Source organism: Elioraea tepidiphila DSM 17972 (assembly GCF_000378465.1).
GTDB lineage: Bacteria > Pseudomonadota > Alphaproteobacteria > Acetobacterales > Acetobacteraceae > Elioraea > Elioraea tepidiphila.
This window is the reverse complement of record NZ_KB899933.1, coordinates 21687-41290: the sequence shown is the minus strand read 5'-3', so window position 1 is coordinate 41290 and position 19604 is coordinate 21687. Positions and strand designations below refer to the sequence as shown.

22 protein-coding genes and 1 other annotated feature are annotated in these 19604 nt (G+C 69.3%); of the genes, 7 read left to right on the top strand and 15 right to left on the bottom strand.

What is annotated here, in order from left to right:
- Positions 1 to 185: 185 nt before the first annotated feature.
- Complete coding sequence (locus F563_RS0116915) at positions 186 to 551, top strand: thiol-disulfide oxidoreductase DCC family protein (protein WP_019015875.1); 366 nt, start codon at positions 186 to 188, stop codon at positions 549 to 551.
- 37 nt (positions 552 to 588) lie between these two features.
- Here F563_RS0116915 and F563_RS0116910 read toward each other — a convergent pair whose 3' ends face one another.
- The 14 genes from F563_RS0116910 to F563_RS0116845 all read right to left on the bottom strand — a co-directional run bounded on the left by F563_RS0116910 (position 589) and on the right by F563_RS0116845 (position 13407).
- The gene (locus tag F563_RS0116910) at positions 589 to 1884 is read right to left on the bottom strand and encodes a site-specific DNA-methyltransferase (RefSeq protein WP_084596663.1); all 1296 of its coding nucleotides are present in this window, start codon (positions 1882 to 1884) and stop codon (positions 589 to 591) included.
- Positions 1823 to 3280 (bottom strand): site-specific DNA-methyltransferase, encoded by a 1458-nt coding sequence (locus F563_RS0116905; RefSeq protein WP_051089417.1) that lies wholly within the window; start codon positions 3278 to 3280, stop codon positions 1823 to 1825. The genes F563_RS0116910 and F563_RS0116905 overlap by 62 nt, the downstream gene beginning before the upstream one ends.
- 332 nt (positions 3281 to 3612) lie before the next feature.
- Positions 3613 to 4224 carry a hypothetical protein gene (locus F563_RS0116900; RefSeq protein ID WP_019015872.1) on the bottom strand — a complete coding sequence of 204 codons (612 nt, stop codon included), beginning with the start codon at positions 4222 to 4224 and terminating at the stop codon, positions 3613 to 3615.
- Positions 4214 to 4441 (bottom strand): hypothetical protein, encoded by a 228-nt coding sequence (locus F563_RS0116895; protein WP_019015871.1) that lies wholly within the window; start codon positions 4439 to 4441, stop codon positions 4214 to 4216. Before F563_RS0116895 ends, F563_RS0116900 begins: the two co-directional genes overlap by 11 nt.
- Entirely contained in the window at positions 4438 to 4965 is a 528-nt protein-coding gene (locus F563_RS0116890; protein WP_019015870.1) for a crossover junction endodeoxyribonuclease RuvC, read from the bottom strand. The genes F563_RS0116895 and F563_RS0116890 overlap by 4 nt, the downstream gene beginning before the upstream one ends.
- Before the next feature lie 150 nt (positions 4966 to 5115).
- A complete protein-coding gene (locus F563_RS0116885) occupies positions 5116 to 7815 on the bottom strand; it encodes a DUF7146 domain-containing protein (protein ID WP_245557152.1) in 2700 nt (899 codons plus the stop codon).
- Positions 7816 to 7996: 181 nt separating this feature from the next.
- Positions 7997 to 9280: an ATP-dependent DNA helicase gene (locus F563_RS0116880; RefSeq protein ID WP_019015868.1), complete on the bottom strand. Its 1284-nt coding sequence runs from the start codon at positions 9278 to 9280 to the stop codon at positions 7997 to 7999.
- Entirely contained in the window at positions 9277 to 10059 is a 783-nt protein-coding gene (locus F563_RS0116875; protein ID WP_019015867.1) for a hypothetical protein, read from the bottom strand. Before F563_RS0116875 ends, F563_RS0116880 begins: the two co-directional genes overlap by 4 nt.
- Position 10060: 1 nt before the next feature.
- Positions 10061 to 10516: a DUF6511 domain-containing protein gene (locus F563_RS25725; protein ID WP_245557151.1), complete on the bottom strand. Its 456-nt coding sequence runs from the start codon at positions 10514 to 10516 to the stop codon at positions 10061 to 10063.
- Positions 10517 to 10523: 7 nt separating this feature from the next.
- Positions 10524 to 11255 (bottom strand): hypothetical protein, encoded by a 732-nt coding sequence (locus tag F563_RS0116865; RefSeq protein ID WP_019015865.1) that lies wholly within the window; start codon positions 11253 to 11255, stop codon positions 10524 to 10526.
- Between the two features lie 17 nt (positions 11256 to 11272).
- Entirely contained in the window at positions 11273 to 12115 is an 843-nt protein-coding gene (locus tag F563_RS0116860) for an ATP-binding protein (RefSeq protein ID WP_019015864.1), read from the bottom strand.
- On the bottom strand, positions 12115 to 12657 hold the full coding sequence (locus tag F563_RS0116855) for a hypothetical protein (RefSeq protein WP_019015863.1): 543 nt from the start codon (positions 12655 to 12657) through the stop codon (positions 12115 to 12117). The genes F563_RS0116860 and F563_RS0116855 overlap by 1 nt, the downstream gene beginning before the upstream one ends.
- Positions 12658 to 12659: 2 nt before the next feature.
- Positions 12660 to 13073 carry a hypothetical protein gene (locus tag F563_RS0116850; protein WP_019015862.1) on the bottom strand — a complete coding sequence of 138 codons (414 nt, stop codon included), beginning with the start codon at positions 13071 to 13073 and terminating at the stop codon, positions 12660 to 12662.
- 64 nt (positions 13074 to 13137) lie between these two features.
- Positions 13138 to 13407 carry a carph-isopro domain-containing protein gene (locus tag F563_RS0116845; protein WP_019015861.1) on the bottom strand — a complete coding sequence of 90 codons (270 nt, stop codon included), beginning with the start codon at positions 13405 to 13407 and terminating at the stop codon, positions 13138 to 13140.
- Between the two features lie 205 nt (positions 13408 to 13612).
- On the opposite strand from F563_RS0116845, the gene F563_RS24105 reads away from it, so the two are divergent.
- The 5 genes from F563_RS24105 to F563_RS0116805 all read left to right on the top strand — a co-directional run bounded on the left by F563_RS24105 (position 13613) and on the right by F563_RS0116805 (position 18233).
- Positions 13613 to 14269 (top strand): LexA family transcriptional regulator, encoded by a 657-nt coding sequence (locus tag F563_RS24105; RefSeq protein ID WP_019015860.1) that lies wholly within the window; start codon positions 13613 to 13615, stop codon positions 14267 to 14269.
- A 270-nt stretch (positions 14270 to 14539) separates the two neighbouring features.
- The gene (locus tag F563_RS0116825) at positions 14540 to 15046 is read left to right on the top strand and encodes a DUF2924 domain-containing protein (protein WP_019015858.1); all 507 of its coding nucleotides are present in this window, start codon (positions 14540 to 14542) and stop codon (positions 15044 to 15046) included.
- Positions 15043 to 16395, top strand: coding sequence for a recombinase family protein (locus tag F563_RS0116820; protein ID WP_019015857.1), 1353 nt, complete (start codon positions 15043 to 15045; stop codon positions 16393 to 16395). The genes F563_RS0116825 and F563_RS0116820 overlap by 4 nt, the downstream gene beginning before the upstream one ends.
- Positions 16392 to 16772: a hypothetical protein gene (locus tag F563_RS0116815; RefSeq protein ID WP_019015856.1), complete on the top strand. Its 381-nt coding sequence runs from the start codon at positions 16392 to 16394 to the stop codon at positions 16770 to 16772. The genes F563_RS0116820 and F563_RS0116815 overlap by 4 nt, the downstream gene beginning before the upstream one ends.
- A gap of 232 nt (positions 16773 to 17004) precedes the next feature.
- A protein-coding gene (locus tag F563_RS0116805) for an IS3 family transposase (RefSeq protein WP_156825234.1) occupies positions 17005 to 18233 on the top strand; the annotation gives its coding sequence in 2 pieces (ribosomal slippage) (positions 17005 to 17293 and positions 17293 to 18233; 1230 coding nt in all).
- Positions 17286 to 17402: a sequence feature (AL1L pseudoknot), on the top strand. (Overlaps the previous gene by 117 nt.)
- A gap of 36 nt (positions 18234 to 18269) precedes the next feature.
- Here F563_RS0116805 and F563_RS24935 read toward each other — a convergent pair.
- The gene (locus tag F563_RS24935) at positions 18270 to 18491 is read right to left on the bottom strand and encodes a hypothetical protein (protein ID WP_156825233.1); all 222 of its coding nucleotides are present in this window, start codon (positions 18489 to 18491) and stop codon (positions 18270 to 18272) included.
- Here F563_RS24935 and F563_RS0116800 point away from each other — a divergent pair, their 5' ends adjacent.
- A complete protein-coding gene (locus F563_RS0116800) occupies positions 18492 to 19604 on the top strand; it encodes a hypothetical protein (RefSeq protein WP_019015853.1) in 1113 nt (370 codons plus the stop codon). It abuts the gene before it with no gap.

Below are 19604 nucleotides of genomic sequence, written 5' to 3'. Positions count from 1 at the left end.
TCCGTCGTGTGGTGCAGGGCATCCCCCGCGTGTGACGGACCATTCGCGCTGTGCCGCGCGCGAGCCAAGCGAGATACAGCGTCATCTTATTGCGAAGATTGGCCTTTCCCGATCAGCCCACCATCGCGGCGACGGCCATCAAGCCACACCCTGGCGCGCCGCCAGCCCCGGGCCATGTCTCGACGATGAACAGCGCCAGCACGCAGCCATCCGCCACGATCTACTACGACGGCGCATGCCCGATCTGCTCTCGCGAGATCGCGCAGTACCGCAAAGCGGAAGGAGGTGACCGCCTCGCCTTCGTCGACGTCTCGACCTGCGGCGCCGAGGCCCTGGGTCCAGACCTTTCGCGCGACGCGGCGCTGGCACGCATGCATGTGCGTCGGGCGGACGGCACGTTGGCCTCCGGCGCGGCCGCCTTCGCGGAACTCTGGCAGCAGCTCCCCAAGCTGGCCTGGGCCGGGCGGATCGCGTCATCCGCCCTCGTGCTCCCCGTCCTCGAGGTCGGCTACCACGCCTTCCTGCGGATTCGACGCCTCTGGCGCCGGTGACGTCAGGAAGACGCGGACGTCTGCCGCGCCCACGCGCTCAGGCCGCAGCGGCGCCGCGTGCCGCGGCGATGTCCGCAAAGGCGCGATTCTCGCCGTCCAGGATGGCAGCCTGGCCTGTCGCCTCCTGCCAGCGCCGCACGATGACGTCGGCATAGGCCGGATCGAGCTCGAGGAGCACGGCCCGCCGCCCGGTCCGCTCTGCCGCGATCATCGTCGTACCAGAACCACCGAACGGATCCAGCACCGTGTCGCGCTGCTTGCTGCTGTTGCGGATCGCGCGTTCGACCAGCGCCACCGGCTTCATCGTCGGGTGCAGGTCGTTCCTGGCCGGCTTGTCGAAGTGCCAGACGTTTCCCTGGTCGCGGGCGCCGCACCAGTAGTGCTGCGCGCCGGCCTTCCAGCCGTAGAGCATCGCCTCGAACTGCTGGTGGTAGTCGGCGCGGCCGAGGGCGAAGGTGTTCTTCGCCCAGATGATCGTGCTCGACCACTTGCCCCCGGCCTCCTGCCAGGCACGATGCAGCGTCGGCCACTCGGACGAGGACATGCAGACGTAGCAGGCGCCCTTCGTCACCGAGAGCAGGTTCGCCAGCGCCGGGCGGAGGAAGTCGAGGAAGCCCTGGCCCAGCGCGTCGTTGGCGATGGTCATCCTGGCCGAGGTGCCGCCCTGGTAGGCGACGTTGTAGGGCGGATCCGTGAAGGCCATGTCGGCGAGGCGGTCGGCGCCGAGGGCGCGCTGCACGTCGGCCAGCTTCGTGGCGTCGCCGCAGAGCAGCCGGTGGTCGCCGCAGCGCCACAGATCACCGGCGCGGGTGACGGGAACGGCCGGCGGCTCGGGCGCGTCGTCGGCGTCGTCCTCGAGGCCGGCATCGGCCGCGGCCAGCAGACGGTCGAGCTCCATGCCCGAGAAGCCGAGGACCTCGAGGTCCACCACCGCCTCGTCGCGGATACGCGCGATCTCGGCAGCGAGCAGCGCCTCGTCCCAGCCGGAGTTCAGCGCGATCTGGTTGTCCGCGAGGCGGAGCGCCCGGGCCTGCGCGGGAGAGAGATGGCCGAGCCGCAGCATCGGCACCGAGGTGAGGCCCAGCTGCTTCGCCGCCATGACGCGGCCGTGGCCCGCGATCAGCACGCCCTCAGCGTCGACCAGGACCGGGTTCACGAAGCCGAACTCGGCGATGGAGGCGGCGATCTGCGTCACCTGCGAAGGCGAATGCGTGCGCGCGTTCTCCGCGTAGGGCACCAGCTCAGCCACCGGTACTGCGGAGACGACGAGATCAGGCTTCACTGGCGGTGACCTCCATCCGCGCTGCAGCAACGGCGTCGTAGTCCCGGCCATCGTCGACCAGCGTCACCGGCAGATCGGGATGCATCATTCGCCAGCGAGCGATCGCCAGGTCGACATAGGCCGGCGCGAGCTCGATGGCGCGGACGCGGCGCCCGGTCCGCTGGCCCGCGATGATCGACGTGCCGGCACCGGCGAAGGGTTCGAACACGACATCGCCCTCGTCGGCGTAGGCGCGCATCAGGAAGTCCGGCAGCGCGACCGGGAACACCGCCGGGTGCTCCGTCTCGATGCCGCGCGCCTTGTGCCGGGTGATGCGCAGCACGCTGTCCGGGATACGGGTCTCCTGCACGCCCTGGCCAGCGTGCTGCCACTCCCCGACCGTCCCGTCCTTGGCTCGCAGCCCGCCCTTCTCCGAATTCACGTGCCCGGCCCAGCGGCAGGGGATGATCTTGTTCGGCCGGCGCGGCTCGCGATTGAAGTGGAAGACCAGCTCGAAGGCAGGCGCCAGCCGCCCGTTCCAGTCGCCGGGCAGGCCGGGCCCCTGGTCCCAGGCGTACAGGCCGAAGCGGCGCCAGCCATGCGCGCGCATCCAGTCGAGCCAGCCGGACCAGTAAGGCTGCCACTCGCCATCACGATGGATCAGCCCGAGGTTCACGAGCACCTGCACGTCACGCGCGAGCGCGCCGTCGAGATGCTGGAACACGCCCTGCATCAGCGCGTCCCAATCGGACACGCCACCGGTGGTGTAGTCGCGCTGGTTCCCGTAGGGCGGGCTGGTGAACAGCAGTGCGGCCCGGTCCGCGCCCATGACGCGGGCGACCGACGCGGCGTCGGTGCTGTCGCCGCAGAGCAGGCGGTGCTCGCCGAGCAGCCAGAGGTCGCCCGGTCGGGTGACGGCTTGGCGCGGCGGGTCCGGTTCGGCGTCGGCGGGGTCATCCTCCGCCGCTGCCTCTTCCGTCCCTGCCGCGCCGTCCCCGCCCCCCTGGACCGCGGGTGCCGACAGGGCCTCGGGCGCATCGCCGTCGGACACGGCATCTCCAGCCGCCGCGAGGATGTCGTCGAGCTCCACGGCCGAGAAGCCGATCGCCGCCAGGTCGAGGTCAGACGCCGCCTGCGCCGCGGCCAGCGCATCGCGCAGCAGCGCCTGGTCCCAGGTCGCGTTCTCCGCGATACGGTTGTCGGCGAGCCGGAGAGCCTCCTTCTGCGCACCGGACAGGTGCCGCAGCACGATCGTCGGCACCTTCTCGATGCCGAGCGCGACCGCGGCCTCAAGCCGGCCATGGCCGGCGATCAGCACGCCCCCGTCGTCGACCAGCAGCGGGTTGGTGAAGCCGAAGGCCAGCATGCTGGCCTTGATCTGTTCGATCTGCGCGGCGCCGTGCACGCGCGCGTTGCCGGGATGCGCACGCAGCTCCGCCACCGGGCGCAGCAGGATCTTCGCTGCCATCCAGGGGAGCGTCATCGAACCGTCCGGGATCAGGAGGGGGTGCGAACCATGCGAACCGTGGCTGCGAACCGACGCGGCGGTGGTTCGCAGCCAAGCGATTGAGATCACGGCCGAAGGGTGCGAACTGCGAACCACATTTCGGGCCAGGCGCTAGCGATGTCGCGCGCTTCCGCCCCCCGCATACGCCGGGCCCAGGAAGGACCCTGCGGCTCGCGAGCCACTGTCTCCATGGAGCGACGCTGTGGCTGGTGAGCCACCGCCACCAGCGAGACGCACGCCTCGCCAGTGACGGCAGACAAGCACGGCGAAATCACACCGAGCAATGCACTCCCTCACGCCTGTGCAGATTTTGCAGCAACACCGTCCCGCAGGGCCGACGTTGTTGCGCCGAACGCAGCACGCGCGGGCGGCGTCAGCCCGAAATGCGCGCTGAGGATGCCGAGCGTGCCAAGCAGGATTCCGTGCGCAATCGCAGGCGTGACCGCCCGCCCGTTCCAGCCCTGGCGCAGCGCCCAGTCGCGCACGCTGTGCTCGAGGCCCAGCACGTACCAGGCGATGCTGCCGGAGGGGCTGCCGAAGCCGCCGAGATGCGTCATCGCGCGGGCGACGCGCTCGCGCGCGACGGTCTGGCTCTCGGAGAGCAGGTCTGCCCTGCCGCCTGGGATGCGGATCATCGGCATGGTCCGCACGCGATCGAGCGCAGCGCGCTGGAACACGGCGCGGAAGATCTCGCCTGCCTCGTGCATGTGCGGCGTGATGCTGCCGTTGGCGAGCAGCACACCCAGGCTGTCGACGGCGCGACGGTGCAGGATGGGCGTGCCCGTTTCCGGATCCGTGCCGCGGACGCCCTCGTCGAAGCCGCCGTGCTGCAACCGCCACTTCGAGGGCTTGGAGAGATCCTCGCGCGGCGGCGTCGTGCGCTTCGCCTTCCGCTTACCGGCCATGGCTGTCCCCTCCCTGCCGCCGTCCCCAGCGGCGGTTGGCCTCGTTGGTGATCGCCTGTCGCAGCCAGGGATCGGTGATGTCGTCGACCGGGATCGCGGCGACGCCGTGCCGGTGCCAAGCAGCGGCGCGCATGGCGTTGAGCTCGGGCTCGCTGGTCGGGGTGCGCAGCCGCCCGATCGGACTGCGCGCGAGGGTGGGTGCGCCGGGCAGGCTCATGCGCGGCCTCCCTGTGCGTCGGTGAGCCAGAGCAGGATGGCGATCGCGTCGGCCTCGTTGTCGTCGGCCGGCGCGAAGCCGCGCGCCTGGATCGCTGCGATCATCGCCGCCTTGTCGGCGTTGCCGCGGCCGGTCGCGAAGCGCTTGATGGTGGCAACGGGCACGCCCTCGTAGGCGATGCCGCGTTCCTCGCTCCAGGCGGAGAGGTGGGCCAGGAAGCCGCCGTAGAGGTGCGCGGCGTCGGTGCCGGCGTGGGCGCGGACTTCCTCGAAGGCGATGCGGGAAAGGCTGCTGGCGAGGCCGGCCATTTCCGTCAGCCAGCTGCGGAAGCGGAGGTAGCGCATCCCGCCGCCCTCGAAGCGGCTCGGCTTGAAGGAGATGGTGCCCGAGGTGATGCCCCCGTCCTGGCCGCGCAGCGCCCAGCCGGTGGTGGTGCCCAGGTCCAGGGCGAGGACGGCGTGATGCCGCGGGGCGACGGGCAGCGGCGCGGTGATTGGTGGGCCGCTTGCGCGCGCCGCGGGCATGGGGAGAGTCGCGAGAGCCATCATGGTCTCCGAGAGGGGATCGTCGTGGTGAGGGCGGCGACGGCGCGGTTCTTGGCGGAGCTCGTCGTCGCTGCCCGGCTTTCCGGGATGGTCCCCTCGCGGGCGGCCCGGTGCTGTGCGGGCGGCGCATCACGGCACCCCTTCGAGCCAGGGAGGCGTCGTGGGGGTCTGTGGGGGTCTTTTGTTCGAAGACCCCCCGGCGACAACGCAGCTGTTTCCTGGGCTTTGGGGGTCTTGGGGATCTTGGGGGTCTTCTCCGGCTTCTTCCTCACGCATGTGCGCGCGCGCATGTGCGTAGGGGTTGGAAAAAGACCCCCAAGACCCCCAAGACCCGTCGACCCCGCGGAATTCCTGGCCTGAACCGATGGGGGTCTCGCCGCGTGAGATCCCCACAAGACCCCCAAGACCCCCATGCACGGGCTTCTCTGCAGCGGGTTCGAGGCGCCAGCGTTGCGAATTGTGCAGCACCTTCCCCTGGCGGAGGTGGATCAGCCGGTCGCTGATGCGGAAGGCGCGGTCGCGCAGCTTGGTGAAGGCCGCCCCGAGCGAGACCTTCAGGCCATGCTCGTTCTTCGCGCTGATCGGCAGGCTGGCCTCGGCGCTCTGCGCCAGGCCGAGCAGATCGCTGACGCTGACCTCGGCGCTCCCGAAGCGGTCCCACCAGAGCTGGATGAAGGCGCGCCATGCACCACCCTCGCTGTCGGAGGCGGCGATCACCTCGTCGAGGTTGTCCAGGAAGCCGGTGACGCCCGCGACCTGCAGGATGCCGCCCAGCGTCTGGCTCCATACTTCGAAGCTGCCCAGGCTGCGGGCCCCGCGCGGACGACCAGCGGCAATCCAGGCACGGCAGAGCGTGAGGCAGGCAGCGACCAGCCGCCCGCGCTGAGCGCGGACCCAGACCATGAGGTCGGGATGCCGGAAGCCATCGCGCCGCCAAGGCTGGTCGGTGCGGGCGTCGAGGCGGATGCGGACGAGGCGGCGGGCAATCTCGTGCGAGACGGCCGGATTGTTGCCCGTGGCGACCCAGGCGCAGCGCACCGGCAGCCGGACCATGTCCGAGGCGCCGAGCACGCGGTCCTCCCAGACCGGAGCGGTCAGGGCCGCGGCAAGGGCGGAGCTGTCGAGTTCCTGGCGGAGGTTATCGATTAGGAGCAGCGTTGGCAGCTGGCGCAGCTTTGCGGTGAGACGCTTGCGCCATTCATCCTCGTCGCGCCCCTCCGTCATCACGGATGCGCCGGCGCCGGTGAGGATGGTGGCGATGGCGTCCACCATGAGCGTCGCGCCCGTGCCGGGCGTGGGCTTCTCGATCATATGCAGCGGTGTGGGCGCGTCGATCATCGGCCGCACGAAGCCGAGCAGCAGGAGCGCGAGCGCATGGGCGCGCTCCGCCTCGCCAGTGAAGGGGAAGTCGCCGAGCAGATCGTCGAGGAGGAGGTTGCGCGCAGCCGCAGTCTCGGTTGGCGTCGGCCGCTCCGGCACTGGCGGCAGCACGAAGCCCGGCGGCGGGCGATAGAGCAGCCGGGCGTCGGGGTGGTAGCCGGGCTCGGTGAGCAGCACGCCGCCGCGACCGAGCACAGGCGCCGTGACGATTCCGGCCAGCACTGGCAGCGCCGGGTCAGGCGTGGCGACGAGCGACTTCACCAAGCCTGTCGGCGGCGGGGTGGGCACGAGGTCGCCCTTGGCGTTCGCCTTTCGCCAGTCGGCGAGCTTCGCCAGCATGTGGCGCAGGCGCTCCTCGCGCACGGTGACGGCGACGGGCCGGCCGTCATCGTCGGGCACGACCCAGGATGGCTCGCCGCCGAGACGGAACAGCCAGGGCGAGCGGTTGGCGGACAGCACGAGGCCCCAGGCGCGCGCGGTGGCGCGGTCGAGATTGCCCTCGTCGGCGCGGGCGGTCGGGAGCGGATGCGCGGGCTCCAAGAAGCCGATGGGCAGGTGCCGGCCGGTCTCCGGCTCCTGTGGTGGCGGCTCATGGACGGAACTGCGCATCGCTTGGTCGACCAGCGCGGCGATCGCCTCCGCCCCGTCGCGCCGCAGCATGTCGTTGAAGTCGTCGCCCTCGCGTGGAGGCAGGGCGATGGAGACCTCACGACCATCGAGCCGGAGCTTCGTGGCGGCGGCCTCCGCAGCCCGAATGCCCGCGCCAGACGCATCGTGGTCGGCGAGGATGACGACGCGCCTGGCCTCAGGCGGGAGCAGCGCCTGCTCAAGGCCAGCGGTGGAGAGCGCGGCCCAGACTGGCAACCCGGGGCAGGCCAGCATCGCCGAGAGCCCGGTCTCGATGCCCTCGCAGAGGCCGAGCACACCATGTGGGCCGAGCGGGGCCAGTCGCACCGTGCCGCCACCGCTCCGGCCGAGCACCATGCGCGGTTTCGGGATGTCGGCCTTCCGGACCGCCTCGCCGTCCTCCCGGAGGTAGGTTCGGTGCACGGCCACCACCTCGCCGGCGAGGTTGCGGACCAGCGCGACCATCGCCGGATAGCCGGCGCGGGTCTCGAAGTTCGCCAGGTCGGGATGGAAGAGCAGGTCGGCGCCGTCCGGGACGGAGAGGCCGCGGCCCAGCAGATAGCGCTCGGCCGCTGTCCCACGCAGCGGCTGCGCGTGCTCCAGGATGAAGGCAATGTCGCGGGAAGCGTCGCGCTCGGCCTTCGGCGGGGGCGGCGGCTCCTGGCGCGGAGGGCCTTCGCCGGCCCAGCCGGTCATCCCCGCCGCATGTGCGAACAGCGCCCGGTCTGCGAGACCCGTGCCATGCGCCAGCGTCGAGAGCGGCCCACCGCCATCGCCGCCGTCGAAGTCGTGCCAGTCGCCGGCGCGCTCGCCGCGCAGCATGATGACGCAGGAGCCCGACTGCCGCGGCGGCGCGCCCTGGATGTTGGCCAGCCGCCATTCGTCGCCCTGGCGCCGGCCGTTCGGGAACACGCCCGGCACCCAGGCATTGGCCGTGTCACGCAGGCGCTGGACGATGACCTCGAGGTCGTAGCGCGCCGGTGCCGTGGCCGCGTCGTTCAGGTCAATCAAGCAGCACCAGCCCGCGCTCGGCGCGCGTGATCGCGGTGTAGAGCCAGCGGGCCCGGTCCTCGGGAGTGCGGGAGAGGCCGTCGTCGTAGACGACCACGTTCTCCCACTGGCTGCCCTGCGCCTTGTGGCAGGTGATAGCGTAGCCCCAGGAAGTCTCGATCAGGCCGCGCAGCTCGCGCCAATCCTGCCGCGCGCGATCCGGCTGCAGCCGGACGTGGTCGTCGTAGTGCCCCTTGTAGAAACGATGCCGTCCGGCGATCGCGAGACCATCCTCGGTCGTGACGCTGGCACGGAAGGAAAGAGGGCCGTCATCCTCGATGTCGATGAGGTTGACGAACATCCCGTTGACCAGACCGAGGTCATGCCGGTTCTTGAGGCAGATGATCTTTTCGCTGCGGCCCTCTGGATAGGTGGCCGGAAAGCCAGCCGCCGCCTTCATGGCGCCGTTCAGCCACAGCCTGGTGCTGTTCCGGCCGCAGATGACCTGGCCGCCGCGCAGCATCTGGGCCGCGCCGACGGCGTTGCGCGGCAGCTTCCAGACATGCTCGTCATGTCCGCCGGGTGGGATCTCGATCCCTTGCCGTGCCATGGTGGCGAGCCGGATGATGGCGCTCTCGCCGGCCTGGCGGTGGATCTCGGTCAACACCACGTCGGGCGGCGCCTCGGTGAAAGCGCCGGCGCCCTTGATCGGCGGCAGCTGGCCGGGATCGCCGAGCACGAGGATCGGCTTGCCGAAGGCGAGCAGGTCGGCCGCCATTTCCGGCCCAACCATGGAGACCTCGTCGAGCACGACCAGCGCGGCGTCCCGCACGCGCGACTGCTCGTTCAGCAGGAAGGAGGGCTTGTGAATGTCGGCGAGCCGGAGCTGCAGCTTGCTGATCTGCGTCTCCGCAAAGCCGCGCTCGGCAGGGCCCATGCGGCGCAGATCGCGCTGGAGGTCGAAGAGCTCCTTCTCGACGCGAGCGATCTCCTCCGGCGTCGCCTCCGAGACGCGATAGATGAGGGAGTGGATGGTCGAGGCGGGCGTGCCCTTGCGGGTCATCACCAGCGCCGCCTTGCCGGTGAAGGCAGCGAACAGCACGCCGCCTGACGTGTCGCCGTCGCGCGCCATGGGGTCGAGGCCGAGTGCTTCGATCGCCGCCGCGGTGATCGTGCTCTTTCCCGTGCCGGCGTAGCCGAAGAGCCGGAACACCTGCTGCTGGGTGCGGCGCGTCCGATACCAGTCGACGATGCTGGCGATGGCGGCGGCCTGCTGCGGTGACGGGGTGATGCTCATGCCGGCGCCTCCCAGCAGCGCGTGGCGTAGGGGCAGAGGCGGCACAGGAAGAAGTCGGCGGCCTGGGCGATGCGCGGTGGCAGCTCGCCTGCCTCGGCTGCGCGGAGGATCTCGACGGCGTGGTCCGACAGCCGCTGCGCCTCGCCCGCATCAAAGGGAACGGCCTCGTGGTGCAGCGCGAGCGTGTCGCGGTTCAGCGCGGTGAGCAGCGCCACCTCGAGCCGGAGGTAGGCCATGTAGAGCTGCACCTGCGCGAAGTAGATCGGCTTCGAGAGGCGTAGACCGCGCTTGACCAGGTCAGTCCAGGACTTTTGGCCGAGCGCCTTGTGCTCCCAGAGGGAGGGCCAGCGGAGGCCAACATCTGGCCCGGCGACGATAACGCCATCGGCATGACCACGAAGCTTTCCACCGGCGGCTGCGAACCCGAACTGCCCGCCATCCACGCCACGATCGCGCAGGTCGAAGCCGGCCTGGCGGAGCCAGCGGATGGAGAGCGCCTCGAACTGGTGCCCCGCATCGAAGACGCGGAGGATGCCAGCATCGAAGTCGCGATCCTTCGGCGCATGGGTGATCTCGTAGACCAGCTTGCGGCCGCAAGGCTCGCCAACGCGGCTGCCCCCGAGATAATCGCGCGGCACCTGCTGCCGCTGGCGCGCGAGCAGGGCAGCATCGATGTGCCTGTTGATGCGTGCTGTGATGGCGGCGGCGTCGCTCGGCGGCGCATCGCCCCGCCCATAGACAGCACCGGAGCCGTGGTTCAGGTCGAGCAGCACCGTCACCTCAGAAGGGAATGGGGTCGTCGAGCGGATCGCGCTCGGCTGCCTGGCGCTGCATCGAGGCATGGAAGCCGTCGACACAGGCCTCGATGATGCGGTCGATCTCCGCCGCGCTGCGGTTGTGGAATGGCGCCATGAGCTGCAGCTCGACCAGCACCTCGGCGAGCGGCCGCCGCGCCTCCTTGATCGCGCGCGCCTCCATCTGCGTCTTGTCGATCACGCCATTCGATCTCCGCGCGAGCGCGCCACCGGCGTCGCAGCAGGCCATGCTGCAGAACCGGTGGTGCGGGAACTCGCCGAGCCGCATCTCGTGCACGTAGCCGAAGCCCTTCGCCTCACGGCCGCACAGGGCGCAGACCAGGCGACGAACCTGGTCCTCCGGCGTGGAGCGGGGCAGCGACGTCGGCTTCGTGGCGGGAGCGCGAACCTCCCTTGGCCGGCTCCAGCGTCGTCGGGCCATGCCGCCATCAGCCGTTCAGCCAGGCCGGACCGTTGGCGAGCGGCGCCTGCGGCGGCGGAGGCGCGGGCTGGGCGGGCGGCGCGGCGGCAGGGGCAGCCCATGCCGGGGCGGCGGTCACCGGTGCCCTGGGCGCGCCCGTGTTGGCCCAGGCGGGCGCCGCCGCGGAGGGCGCGGAGGCGGGGCGTGGCGCCCGATGCGTGGAGGGCGACGGCGGCACCACCTCGCCGGCCATGATGCGCGCGTATTCCGGCTCCCCCGGCAGCACGACCCGGTCGAGCCTGTTCTGGTCGCCATACTCGGCGTTGGTCGATGCCTCGACCTTGATCTTGGCGGCGAAGGTGATGCCGGAGAGATCGGCCAGCCCACGCAGCACGCGCTTCGCCTTGGCCGCCTCGCTCATGTCCTGCGGATCGAGGCCGAGGGCGCTGTCGATCATGGCGCGGAAGTTCCCCTTCGAGATCTTCCAGGCGATGGAGACGCCGTGCTCGTCGACCTTCCCGCCCGTGACGGTGAAGTTCTGCCAGAACTTCCGCTTGGCATGCGGGCCGGCCAGCACCGTGAACTCGGCATCGATCATCTTGGTGTCGCCGCCGCTGCGGGAGGCCTTCAGCAGCCCGCGATCCACCTCGCCCTGGCCGTCGATACCGCCGGGGCGGATCACCATCGTCACCTTCGCGAAGGTGCCGTCCGGGATCAGGTCGGAGCTGCGCGGCAGCTCGGCATCGTTCATGTCGTACATCGAGGTCTCCTCTCGGCTCAGGCGATGGGCGCGGCGGGGGCGTTGATCTTGCGGAGCAGTGCGGCGAGGTCGGCGGGCTCGGTCTCGTCGAGCCGGCCGGAGCGGTCCTTGGCCGGCAGCCCGAAGCGATTGCCGGCGCGGCACACGAAGCGCCGCTCGGTGCCGCGCTCGGGGTCGTGGCGCAGCGTGCCGTCCTCCTCCCGCACGAAGAGGGACATGGAGATCACCTGGTCGACGATGCCGGGGAGCTCGCGGCCGGCCTTGCCGCCCTCCATCTGCGGCTGCCAGCTGACCTTGCCGAACTCGTCGGTGTGCTTCTCCAGGATGCCGACCATGATCGTGGTCTTGCCTGGTGCGTGCTGGAGGTGCTTCAGCAGCCCGATCACCTCGCGCGCCATCAGGCCGTAGGCGCCGCGAACATCGGGCTTGCCGGTCTTTTCGGAGAAGGCCTCGGGCTGCTTCTTGGCCCAGGCCATCGCCTGGCGCGTAAGGTCGGTGATGCTGTCCAGGAAGACGATGGACTTGCTGGCGAGCAGCGCGACCAGCTCGGGATGCAGGCCGGCGAAGTGCGTGTAGTGCTGCTGCGAGAAGAACGCCTCCGGCGCTGCGGCAGGGTTCGCGCCGCCAACCAGCGAGGCGAGCACCACCATGTCCTCGAAGCAGCGGACGGGGATGCTGTCGCCCGGCCAGTCCTGGACGGACTTCATCCCGGCCTCGAGGTCGATGCAGACCGTCTCGCTGGGCGCGAGGCGCTTCAACTGCGTTGTCTTGCCGACGCCGGTTGGCCCGAACAGCGCGATCGTGGTCTTGTTGGCCGCGCGCGACAGGCGCTCGTCGGCGGTGACGATGCGCAGTGCCATCAGCGCGGCCCTCCGATGGCAGGGCGGATGCCCGGCCCGTGCGGACTGTCGCGCAGGGCGACGTCGTTCAGGATGGTGAGGCGGTAGCTCGGCTTGCCCGTGCGCACGGTCCGCGCCGGCTCGAAGGCGCCGCGGATGCGCTCGGGCCAGGCGGCGTAAGCGCGCTCCGAGACCTTGAAGGTCAGCTCGACATACTCGCCCGGGTCCTCGCCGCCGGCGCGGATCTGCTCCACCAGCGCGGCGAGGCGCCGCTGGTCCCATTCCACCCGCTTGGGCAGTTCGACAGCGACCTCGACGCTGCCGTCCTCGAAGCGGACGATGCCGGTGTCCTTCCCCGCCGCGGCGCGGGCGCCGACCGCGCGCTGTTCGTAGCGGAGCGCGATGGCGCCCTCGATCCAGTCGAGGGTGCGCTTGGCCGCGTCCAGCGCCTCGCGGGCATCGGACTGGAGCAGCGCGAGCTGCTCGGCCGGCAGGGCGATCACCTCGCCCACCGGCAGGTGACGCAGAGCATCCAGGGTCGGACGGTTGGATCGCGTGTCCATGGTCAGGCGGCCTCCTGCATGGGCGTGGCGGGGACCATGGAGGCGCCAGCGGCGATGGCCGGGGCTGGCGTCGGCTCCGGGATCCGTAGCGCGCGGCGGAGATCCGCCGGCATGGCGGAATGCGGGATGCGCGCGAGGGCGCTGCGCCGCAGCCGCAGGGGGCAGAGATCGGCGATCTCGCACCAGGCTTCGCGCGCCTGGCGCCAGTTGGGCGCGCCATCCAGCAGGAACCGCACCGCCTCCTCGCGCTCCTGCGGCTTGAGGCCGGGCGTGAAGGTGCGGCGCGGGCCCTGCGGCGTGTCGATCATCCGCGGGCGGGCGAGGCGCGCATCGGGGGTGGCAGCGTCCTCCAGCGCGCGGTGGATGACGGCCGCGGCGAGCTGGATTTCGGGAACAGGCAACCGTTCGGACAGCATGCAGCGATGCTCCGTGAAGGGCGGGGACGGGTCGGGCGGGGAGAAGGAGAAGGACGGGGCGGGGCTATCCGTCGTCGGCCCCGGCGCGGGGCGGATCGCCGGTGGCCGCGGGCGTGCCGACCAGGTCGGCGGGGGTGAGCGCGATGCCCTGCGCGGCGGCCAACGCCAGGAGGCGCTGGTGGTGGCGCGCGGGGATCAGACCGCCGCTGCCGCCGCGGTGCTTGGGCAGCGCCCAGCGATGCACGGCGCTGCGGTCGAGGCGAAGCAACTGGGCGAGCGGGCCTGCGCCGCCGAAGCGGGCGAGGACGGTGGCGGCGGGATCAACCGGGGGCATGGGGGATAGGTAGATCGTCCTCCGCGCGCGCTACAATGCACTATTTGCGTGTGACGTGGTTGACCGGCCTGGCATTGCGTATTACGCAACACTATCCCCGGTATCCACAGCTATCCCCATGGACAGCCGGGGCGAGTCGAGGTGGGAGCCCCTCCATGCCGACAGCCCGATCTGTGCGCAGACCGATGCAGCGCGCCGAATCGCCATGCTGACGATTGAGCAAATCCGAGAAGGGCTCGCCCAGCCCGGCAAGTCGCAGAAGGGCCTGGCCGCCGCGATGGGTGTCGACAACAGCACCATAAGCCGGCTTCTGGCGGGCAAGCGGCCGATGCGGGCCCACGAGATCCCCGTGATCCTCGGCTACCTGGAGGCGGGTTCGACAGCGGCCGGGGGACGGGCGCGCGCGATGCCGGAGATCGTCCAGATCGGCGGTGATCGATTCGCCATGCTGCCGGTCTACGACGACATGGTCTCCGCGGGTCCGGGCCTTGAGGCCGAGGACGCGCCGCCCTCCTACCGCATTGCATTCCGGGTCGACTGGCTGCGCCGCGCGGCGCGCGGGAACATCGGCGATCTCGTCGTGCTGACGGTCGACGGCGATTCGATGGAGCCGACGCTGCGCCAGGGCGATTCGGTGCTGGTCGACATGGGCCAGCAGCGGCCGGGCCAGAAGGACGGGATCTATGTGATCCGCACCGATGGCGGGCTGCAGGTGAAACGCGTCGCGGTGAATCCGACCAACGGGCGGATCAGCGTGATCTCGGACAACAAGGACCTGTATCCGACCTTCAGCGACATCCAGCCGGATGCGATCCACGTCATCGGGCGGGTGATCTGGCTGGGGCGCCAGGTCGGGATGTGAGGGCTGCGCGCCCGCTGCAATCAGTGCATTGCACGAGCGGTCGCTCATCTGGCAGCAGCGAGGCATGGCCCGCCTCGCCGCCCAGCCCCTCAACCAGCATCTCCCACCCCACCTCCGCGAGGTCTGCGACCTTCTCGCCCGCGGCCTACTGCGGCTGCGCAGCCGCGCTGCCGAGGAACCCGCGCGCGACGCCGCGGACCGCGGAGAGCAGCCGCTACACTTCTCGGCCACCCAGCGCCTGCATGCGAACCGGACCAACCGGAGAGACGCATGACGCGCACGACGAAGCCCAAGCCCGCCACCCCGCCGGCGTTCACCGCACCCGCCATCCCACCCGCCGACGTGCTGGGCCGGCTCGCCTCCCTCAAGACCGCCGCCACGCCGGCACTGAAGCAGCAGTGGCGGGAGCTCTTCGGCACCGAGCCGCCGCCCTACAATCGGCGCTTCCTGGAAAGCCGCCTGGCCTATCGGATCCAGGAGCTCGCCTATGGCGGCCTGAAGCCCGAGACCCTGGCCCGCCTCGAGGCGCTCGGCGAGCAGCTCGACGGGGGGAAGGTCACGATCCGCCGCATGCGCGGCGACGACAAGCCGATCGCCGGCACGCAGCTGATCCGCGAGTACCAGGGCGTCGAGCACGTGGTGACCGTCACGCGCGCCGGCTACGAGTACCAGGGCCAGCCCTACCAGTCGCTCTCCGCCATCGCGCGCGCCATCACCGGCACGCGCTGGAATGGGCGCGTGTTCTTCGGGCTGCGCCCGAGCCGGAGCGCGGCATGAAGCGCGACGCGAAGCCGGCCGGTGCGATGCTGGCCACCGTGCGGAAGCTCCGCTGCGCGGTCTATACCCGGAAGTCGAGCGAGGAAGGCCTCGACATGGAGTTCAACTCCCTCGACGCCCAACGCGAGGCCTGCGAGGCCTTCATTGCCAGCCAGCGCGCCGAGGGCTGGGTGCTGGTGCGCGACCGGTACGACGACGGCGGCATCTCCGGCGGCACCCTCGAACGCCCCGCCCTGAAGCGGCTGGTCGCCGACATCCAGTACGGGCTTGTCGACGTGGTGGTGGTCTACAAGATTGACCGCCTGAGCCGGTCGCTGGTCGACTTCACCAAGCTGGTCGAGGTGTTCGACGCGAACGACGTCACGTTCGTCAGCGTGACGCAAAGCTTCAATACCACTACCAGCATGGGCCGGCTCACGCTGAACATCCTGCTCAGCTTTGCGCAGTTCGAGCGCGAGGTCATTGGCGAGCGCATCCGCGACAAGGTGGCGGCATCGCGCAAGCGCGGCATGTGGATGGGCGGCTACGTGCCCCTCGGTTACGACGTCCGCGAGCGGAAACTGGTGGTGAACGACGCCGAGGCCGCGCTGGTGCGGCGGATCTTCCAGGGCTTCGTGGGGTTGGAGTCCTGCACCAAGCTGGTGCAGGTGCTGCGCGACGAGGGTGCGACCACGAAGCGGGGGCGCCCGCTGACGAAGAGCGACGTCTACCGCATCCTCAGCAACCGCGTGTACCTGGGCGAGGCGGTGCACAAGGGCACGGCCTATCCAGGCGAGCACGACGCGATCGTCGGTCAGGCGCAGTGGGATGCGGTGCACGCCATCCTACAGGTCAGCCCGCGGGTGCGGGTCAACCAGACGCGGAACACCACGGCGCCACTGCTGCGCGGGCTGATCTTCGACAGCGAGGGGCGCGCCATGTCGCCCAGCCACAGCCGCGGCCGGGGCGGGCAGATGTACCGCTACTATGTCAGCCAAGCCATGCTGAAGGGCGGTGCCACCGAGCGGCCGGCGATCGCACGCCTCCCGGCCGGGGAGATCGAGGCGGCGGTGGTCGCCCAGGTCCGCGCGCTGTTGCGGCAGCCCGAGATGGTCGTAGGCACGTGGCGGGCGGCGCGCGCCACGGCGTCGGACGTCACCGAACAGGAGGTGCTGCTGGCGCTCGAGCAGATCGAGCCTCTGTGGGACGAGCTCTTCCAAGCCGAGCGGGCGCGCATTGTGCGACTGCTGGTGGACCGGGTTGACGTCCGGGCCGAGGGAGCCGCGGTGCGGCTGCGGCTGGACGGGCTCGGCGGCCTCGTGCGTGACCTTGCCGCCCAGGCGTCCGAGACCCGGAGGGCGGCTGCATGAGTGAGGCTGCGCAGATCCTCACGGTAGTCATCCCGCTTCGGGTGAAGCCGCGGAGTGCGCGGAAGGCGATGGTCACGCCCGGCGTGCTGGCGCTGGAGCGCCGCCAGGACGCAACGCTCATCAAGGCGGTCGCCCGGGCCTACCGGTGGCGACGGATGCTGGAGGCCGGGCGGTTCGCCACCATCAACGAGCTCGCCGCCGCCGAGAAGATCAACTCGTCCTACGTCTCGCGCGTGCTGCGACTGACGCTGCTGGCGCCGGACATCGTGGAGGCGATCCTGGATGGGCGGCAGCCAGAGGGGATGATGCTGCCGAGGCTGATGGAGCCGTTCCCGGTGGCGTGGGTGGATCAGGCCACCGCCTTATCCAACGCTTAGCCGAAACGAAACTCGCCTCACAGGCGCCAACCGCCAGAATAAGGGTTTCTAGTCGCGCAGTCGCTGCCGATCGGTAATGGGAGGAAGGCTGCACCCTTTTCAGGGCAGCATTTCCTCAACATAATGCCGCCAGAACCAGCGTATCGTCTCGGAACCTCGGGGGATGGTTCTCGGAGGCTTGAACCGCCCCGGGTTTGCCGGAGGCCCTAACTCCTGAGAGTAAGGGTCTAGGATGAGCAAGACGACGAACAAGTTTTCCCCTGAGGTTCGCGAGCGGGCAGTCCGCCTGGTGCTGGACCAGGAAGGCGAGCATCCCTCCCGGTGGGCGGCGATCACATCGATAGCGGCGATGATTGGCTGCTCGGGTCACACGCTGCTGGAGTGGGTGAAGAAGGCCGAGGTGAACAGCGGCAAGCGTGCCGGCATTCCGGTCGAGGTGGCTGACCGGCTGAAGGCGCTGGAACGAGAGAACCGGGAGCTGCGGCAGGCCAACGAGATCCTACGCAAGGCTTCTGCATATTTTGCCCAGGCGGAGCTCGACCGCCCGTTCAAGCGATGACCAGCTTCATTGATGAGCATCGTGGTGAGTATGGGGTCGAGCCGATCTGCCGGGTTCTGCCGATCGCCCCATCCACCTACCATGAGCGTGTGGCACAGCGCCGCGATCCGTCGCGACTGTCGCCACGCGCTCAGCGCGACGAGGCGATGAAGGCGGAAGTGCGCCGCGTGTTCGACGCCAACTTCAAGGTCTATGGCGTGCGCAAGGTGTGGCGGCAGATGCAGCGTGAGGGCTTCGATATTGCCCGCTGCACGGTCGAACGGCTGATGCGTGACCTCGGCCTACAGGGTGTGATCCGTGGCAAGCCAGTCAGGACGACGGTGAGCGACAAGGCCGCGCCCTGTCCGCTCGATCAGGTCAACCGGCAGTTCCACGCCCCAGCGCCGAACATGCTCTGGGTCTCGGACTTTACCTATGTCGCAACCTGGACCGGGTTCGTTTACGTCGCGTTCGTCATCGACACGTTCGCTCGCCGGATCGTTGGCTGGCGCGCATCGCGGACTGCCCATGCCAGCTTCGTGCTTGATGCTTTGGAACAGGCACTTCATGATCGCCGACCGACGCGCCGCGGCGGTCTCATCCATCACTCTGATCGCGGTAGTCAGTACGTCTCGATCAGATACTCCGAGCGCCTTGCCGAAGCCGGGATCGAGCCATCCGTCGGCAGCGTCGGCGACAGCTATGACAACGCTTTGGCCGAAACGATCAACGGCCTCTACAAAGCCGAGGTCATCCACAGGCGCGGGCCATGGCGCAACTTCGAGGCCGTCGAATACGCCACGCTGGAGTGGGTCAACTGGTTCAACCATCGGCGACTGCTCGAGCCCATCGGTAACATCCCGCCTGCCGAAGCCGAGGAGCGCTACTACGCCATGCTGGACGACACACCCATGGCTGCATAATTTGACGAAACTGGCCTCCGGCAATCCCGGGGCGGTTCAGAGGAGGGGCTGCCGACCAACGACGATCGGATCGAGTTCATCCTCCCTGTCGTCAAGAATCTCGGTACGCAGAAGCTCAAGACGATCCGTCTCAAGAGAACCATCAACGGCGTCACGACCGAGTTCGGCGACGCCTTCCGGAAGCTGGCTCCGATTCCCACCCTCGCCAGGCCCAATCCTGCTGACAGGGTTGAAGCCAAGGCCCTCCAGCAGAGCCAAGTGGTCCTGAACTGGTATCCGAAGATTCAAGCCATGCGCGCGCGTGGGCTTTCAGGAGGCGATGGCCAGGCCGCACTCAACGAGGCGCACCTGACGCCGCTTCATGTCGCGGCGCTAGACATTGACGCGCTGTTCTTCGAGCTGGAAAGCTTCAAGGCGGAGCGTGGCTGGCACAACTTCAATCTCTCGCGGAAGGCCATCCTCGACCTGCTGGCGGACACAAGCTGGTATCGTATCCAGATCCCGGCCGAGGAACTCAGCTTCCGGTCGTTTGACCGGGTTCGGCTCTGGCAGGAGATCGCAGCCGCGCTGCTGCGAAAGTACGCGGAGCGGTACTACACCTTCCGCAAACGAGAATGGGAGCTTCCGCATCTCGAGCTGCGCGACCTGGACGAGAACGATGCCAACTTCCCGCACGCAGATGACCCGAGCGGCGAGAACTATTACCGCATCCTCATCGATCGTTCGCGCGAGGATATCGCTGCCAAGCTGGAAGAGCTGAAGGCCGAAATCGAGGCCGGAACCCTGCGGAATTGGGAGTTCCAAGGCCTCAAGGCGATCGGCTTCGATGCGCACCTCTACCGGCCATTGCTGTACTGCGACTCGGCCGTGGTTGAGATCAAGCCGGTGCCGCTCAACAAGGGCGAACGCGACTTCGTGGAGGATCTACGAACCTTCTGCGAGAGCCAGGAGGGCAAGGACTTCCTCAAGGGCAAGCAGATCTACCTGCTCCGCAACATGAGCCGAGGGCGGGGCGTCGGCTTTTTCGAAGCCGGCAACTTCTACCCGGATTTCATCCTATGGCTGCTCGAAGGTCAGCGGCAGCGCGTCCTGTTTATCGACCCCAAAGGCATCCGAAATCTCGGTAAGACCGATCCGAAAATCGAATTCTACCTGACGATCAAGGAGATCGAGCAGCGCCTAGGTGATCCCGCCGTCACTCTCGACTCGTTCATTATCTCCAACACGCCGGCCGCGACGATGGAGATGCTGTGGTCAATATCGAAGCACGACATGGAACAACGGCACATCCTGTTCCAGATCGATGACAGTTTGACCTACGTGGGGAAGATGTTCGCTGGCGCCCGTGCAACTGCGGGCGGCACTGTATAG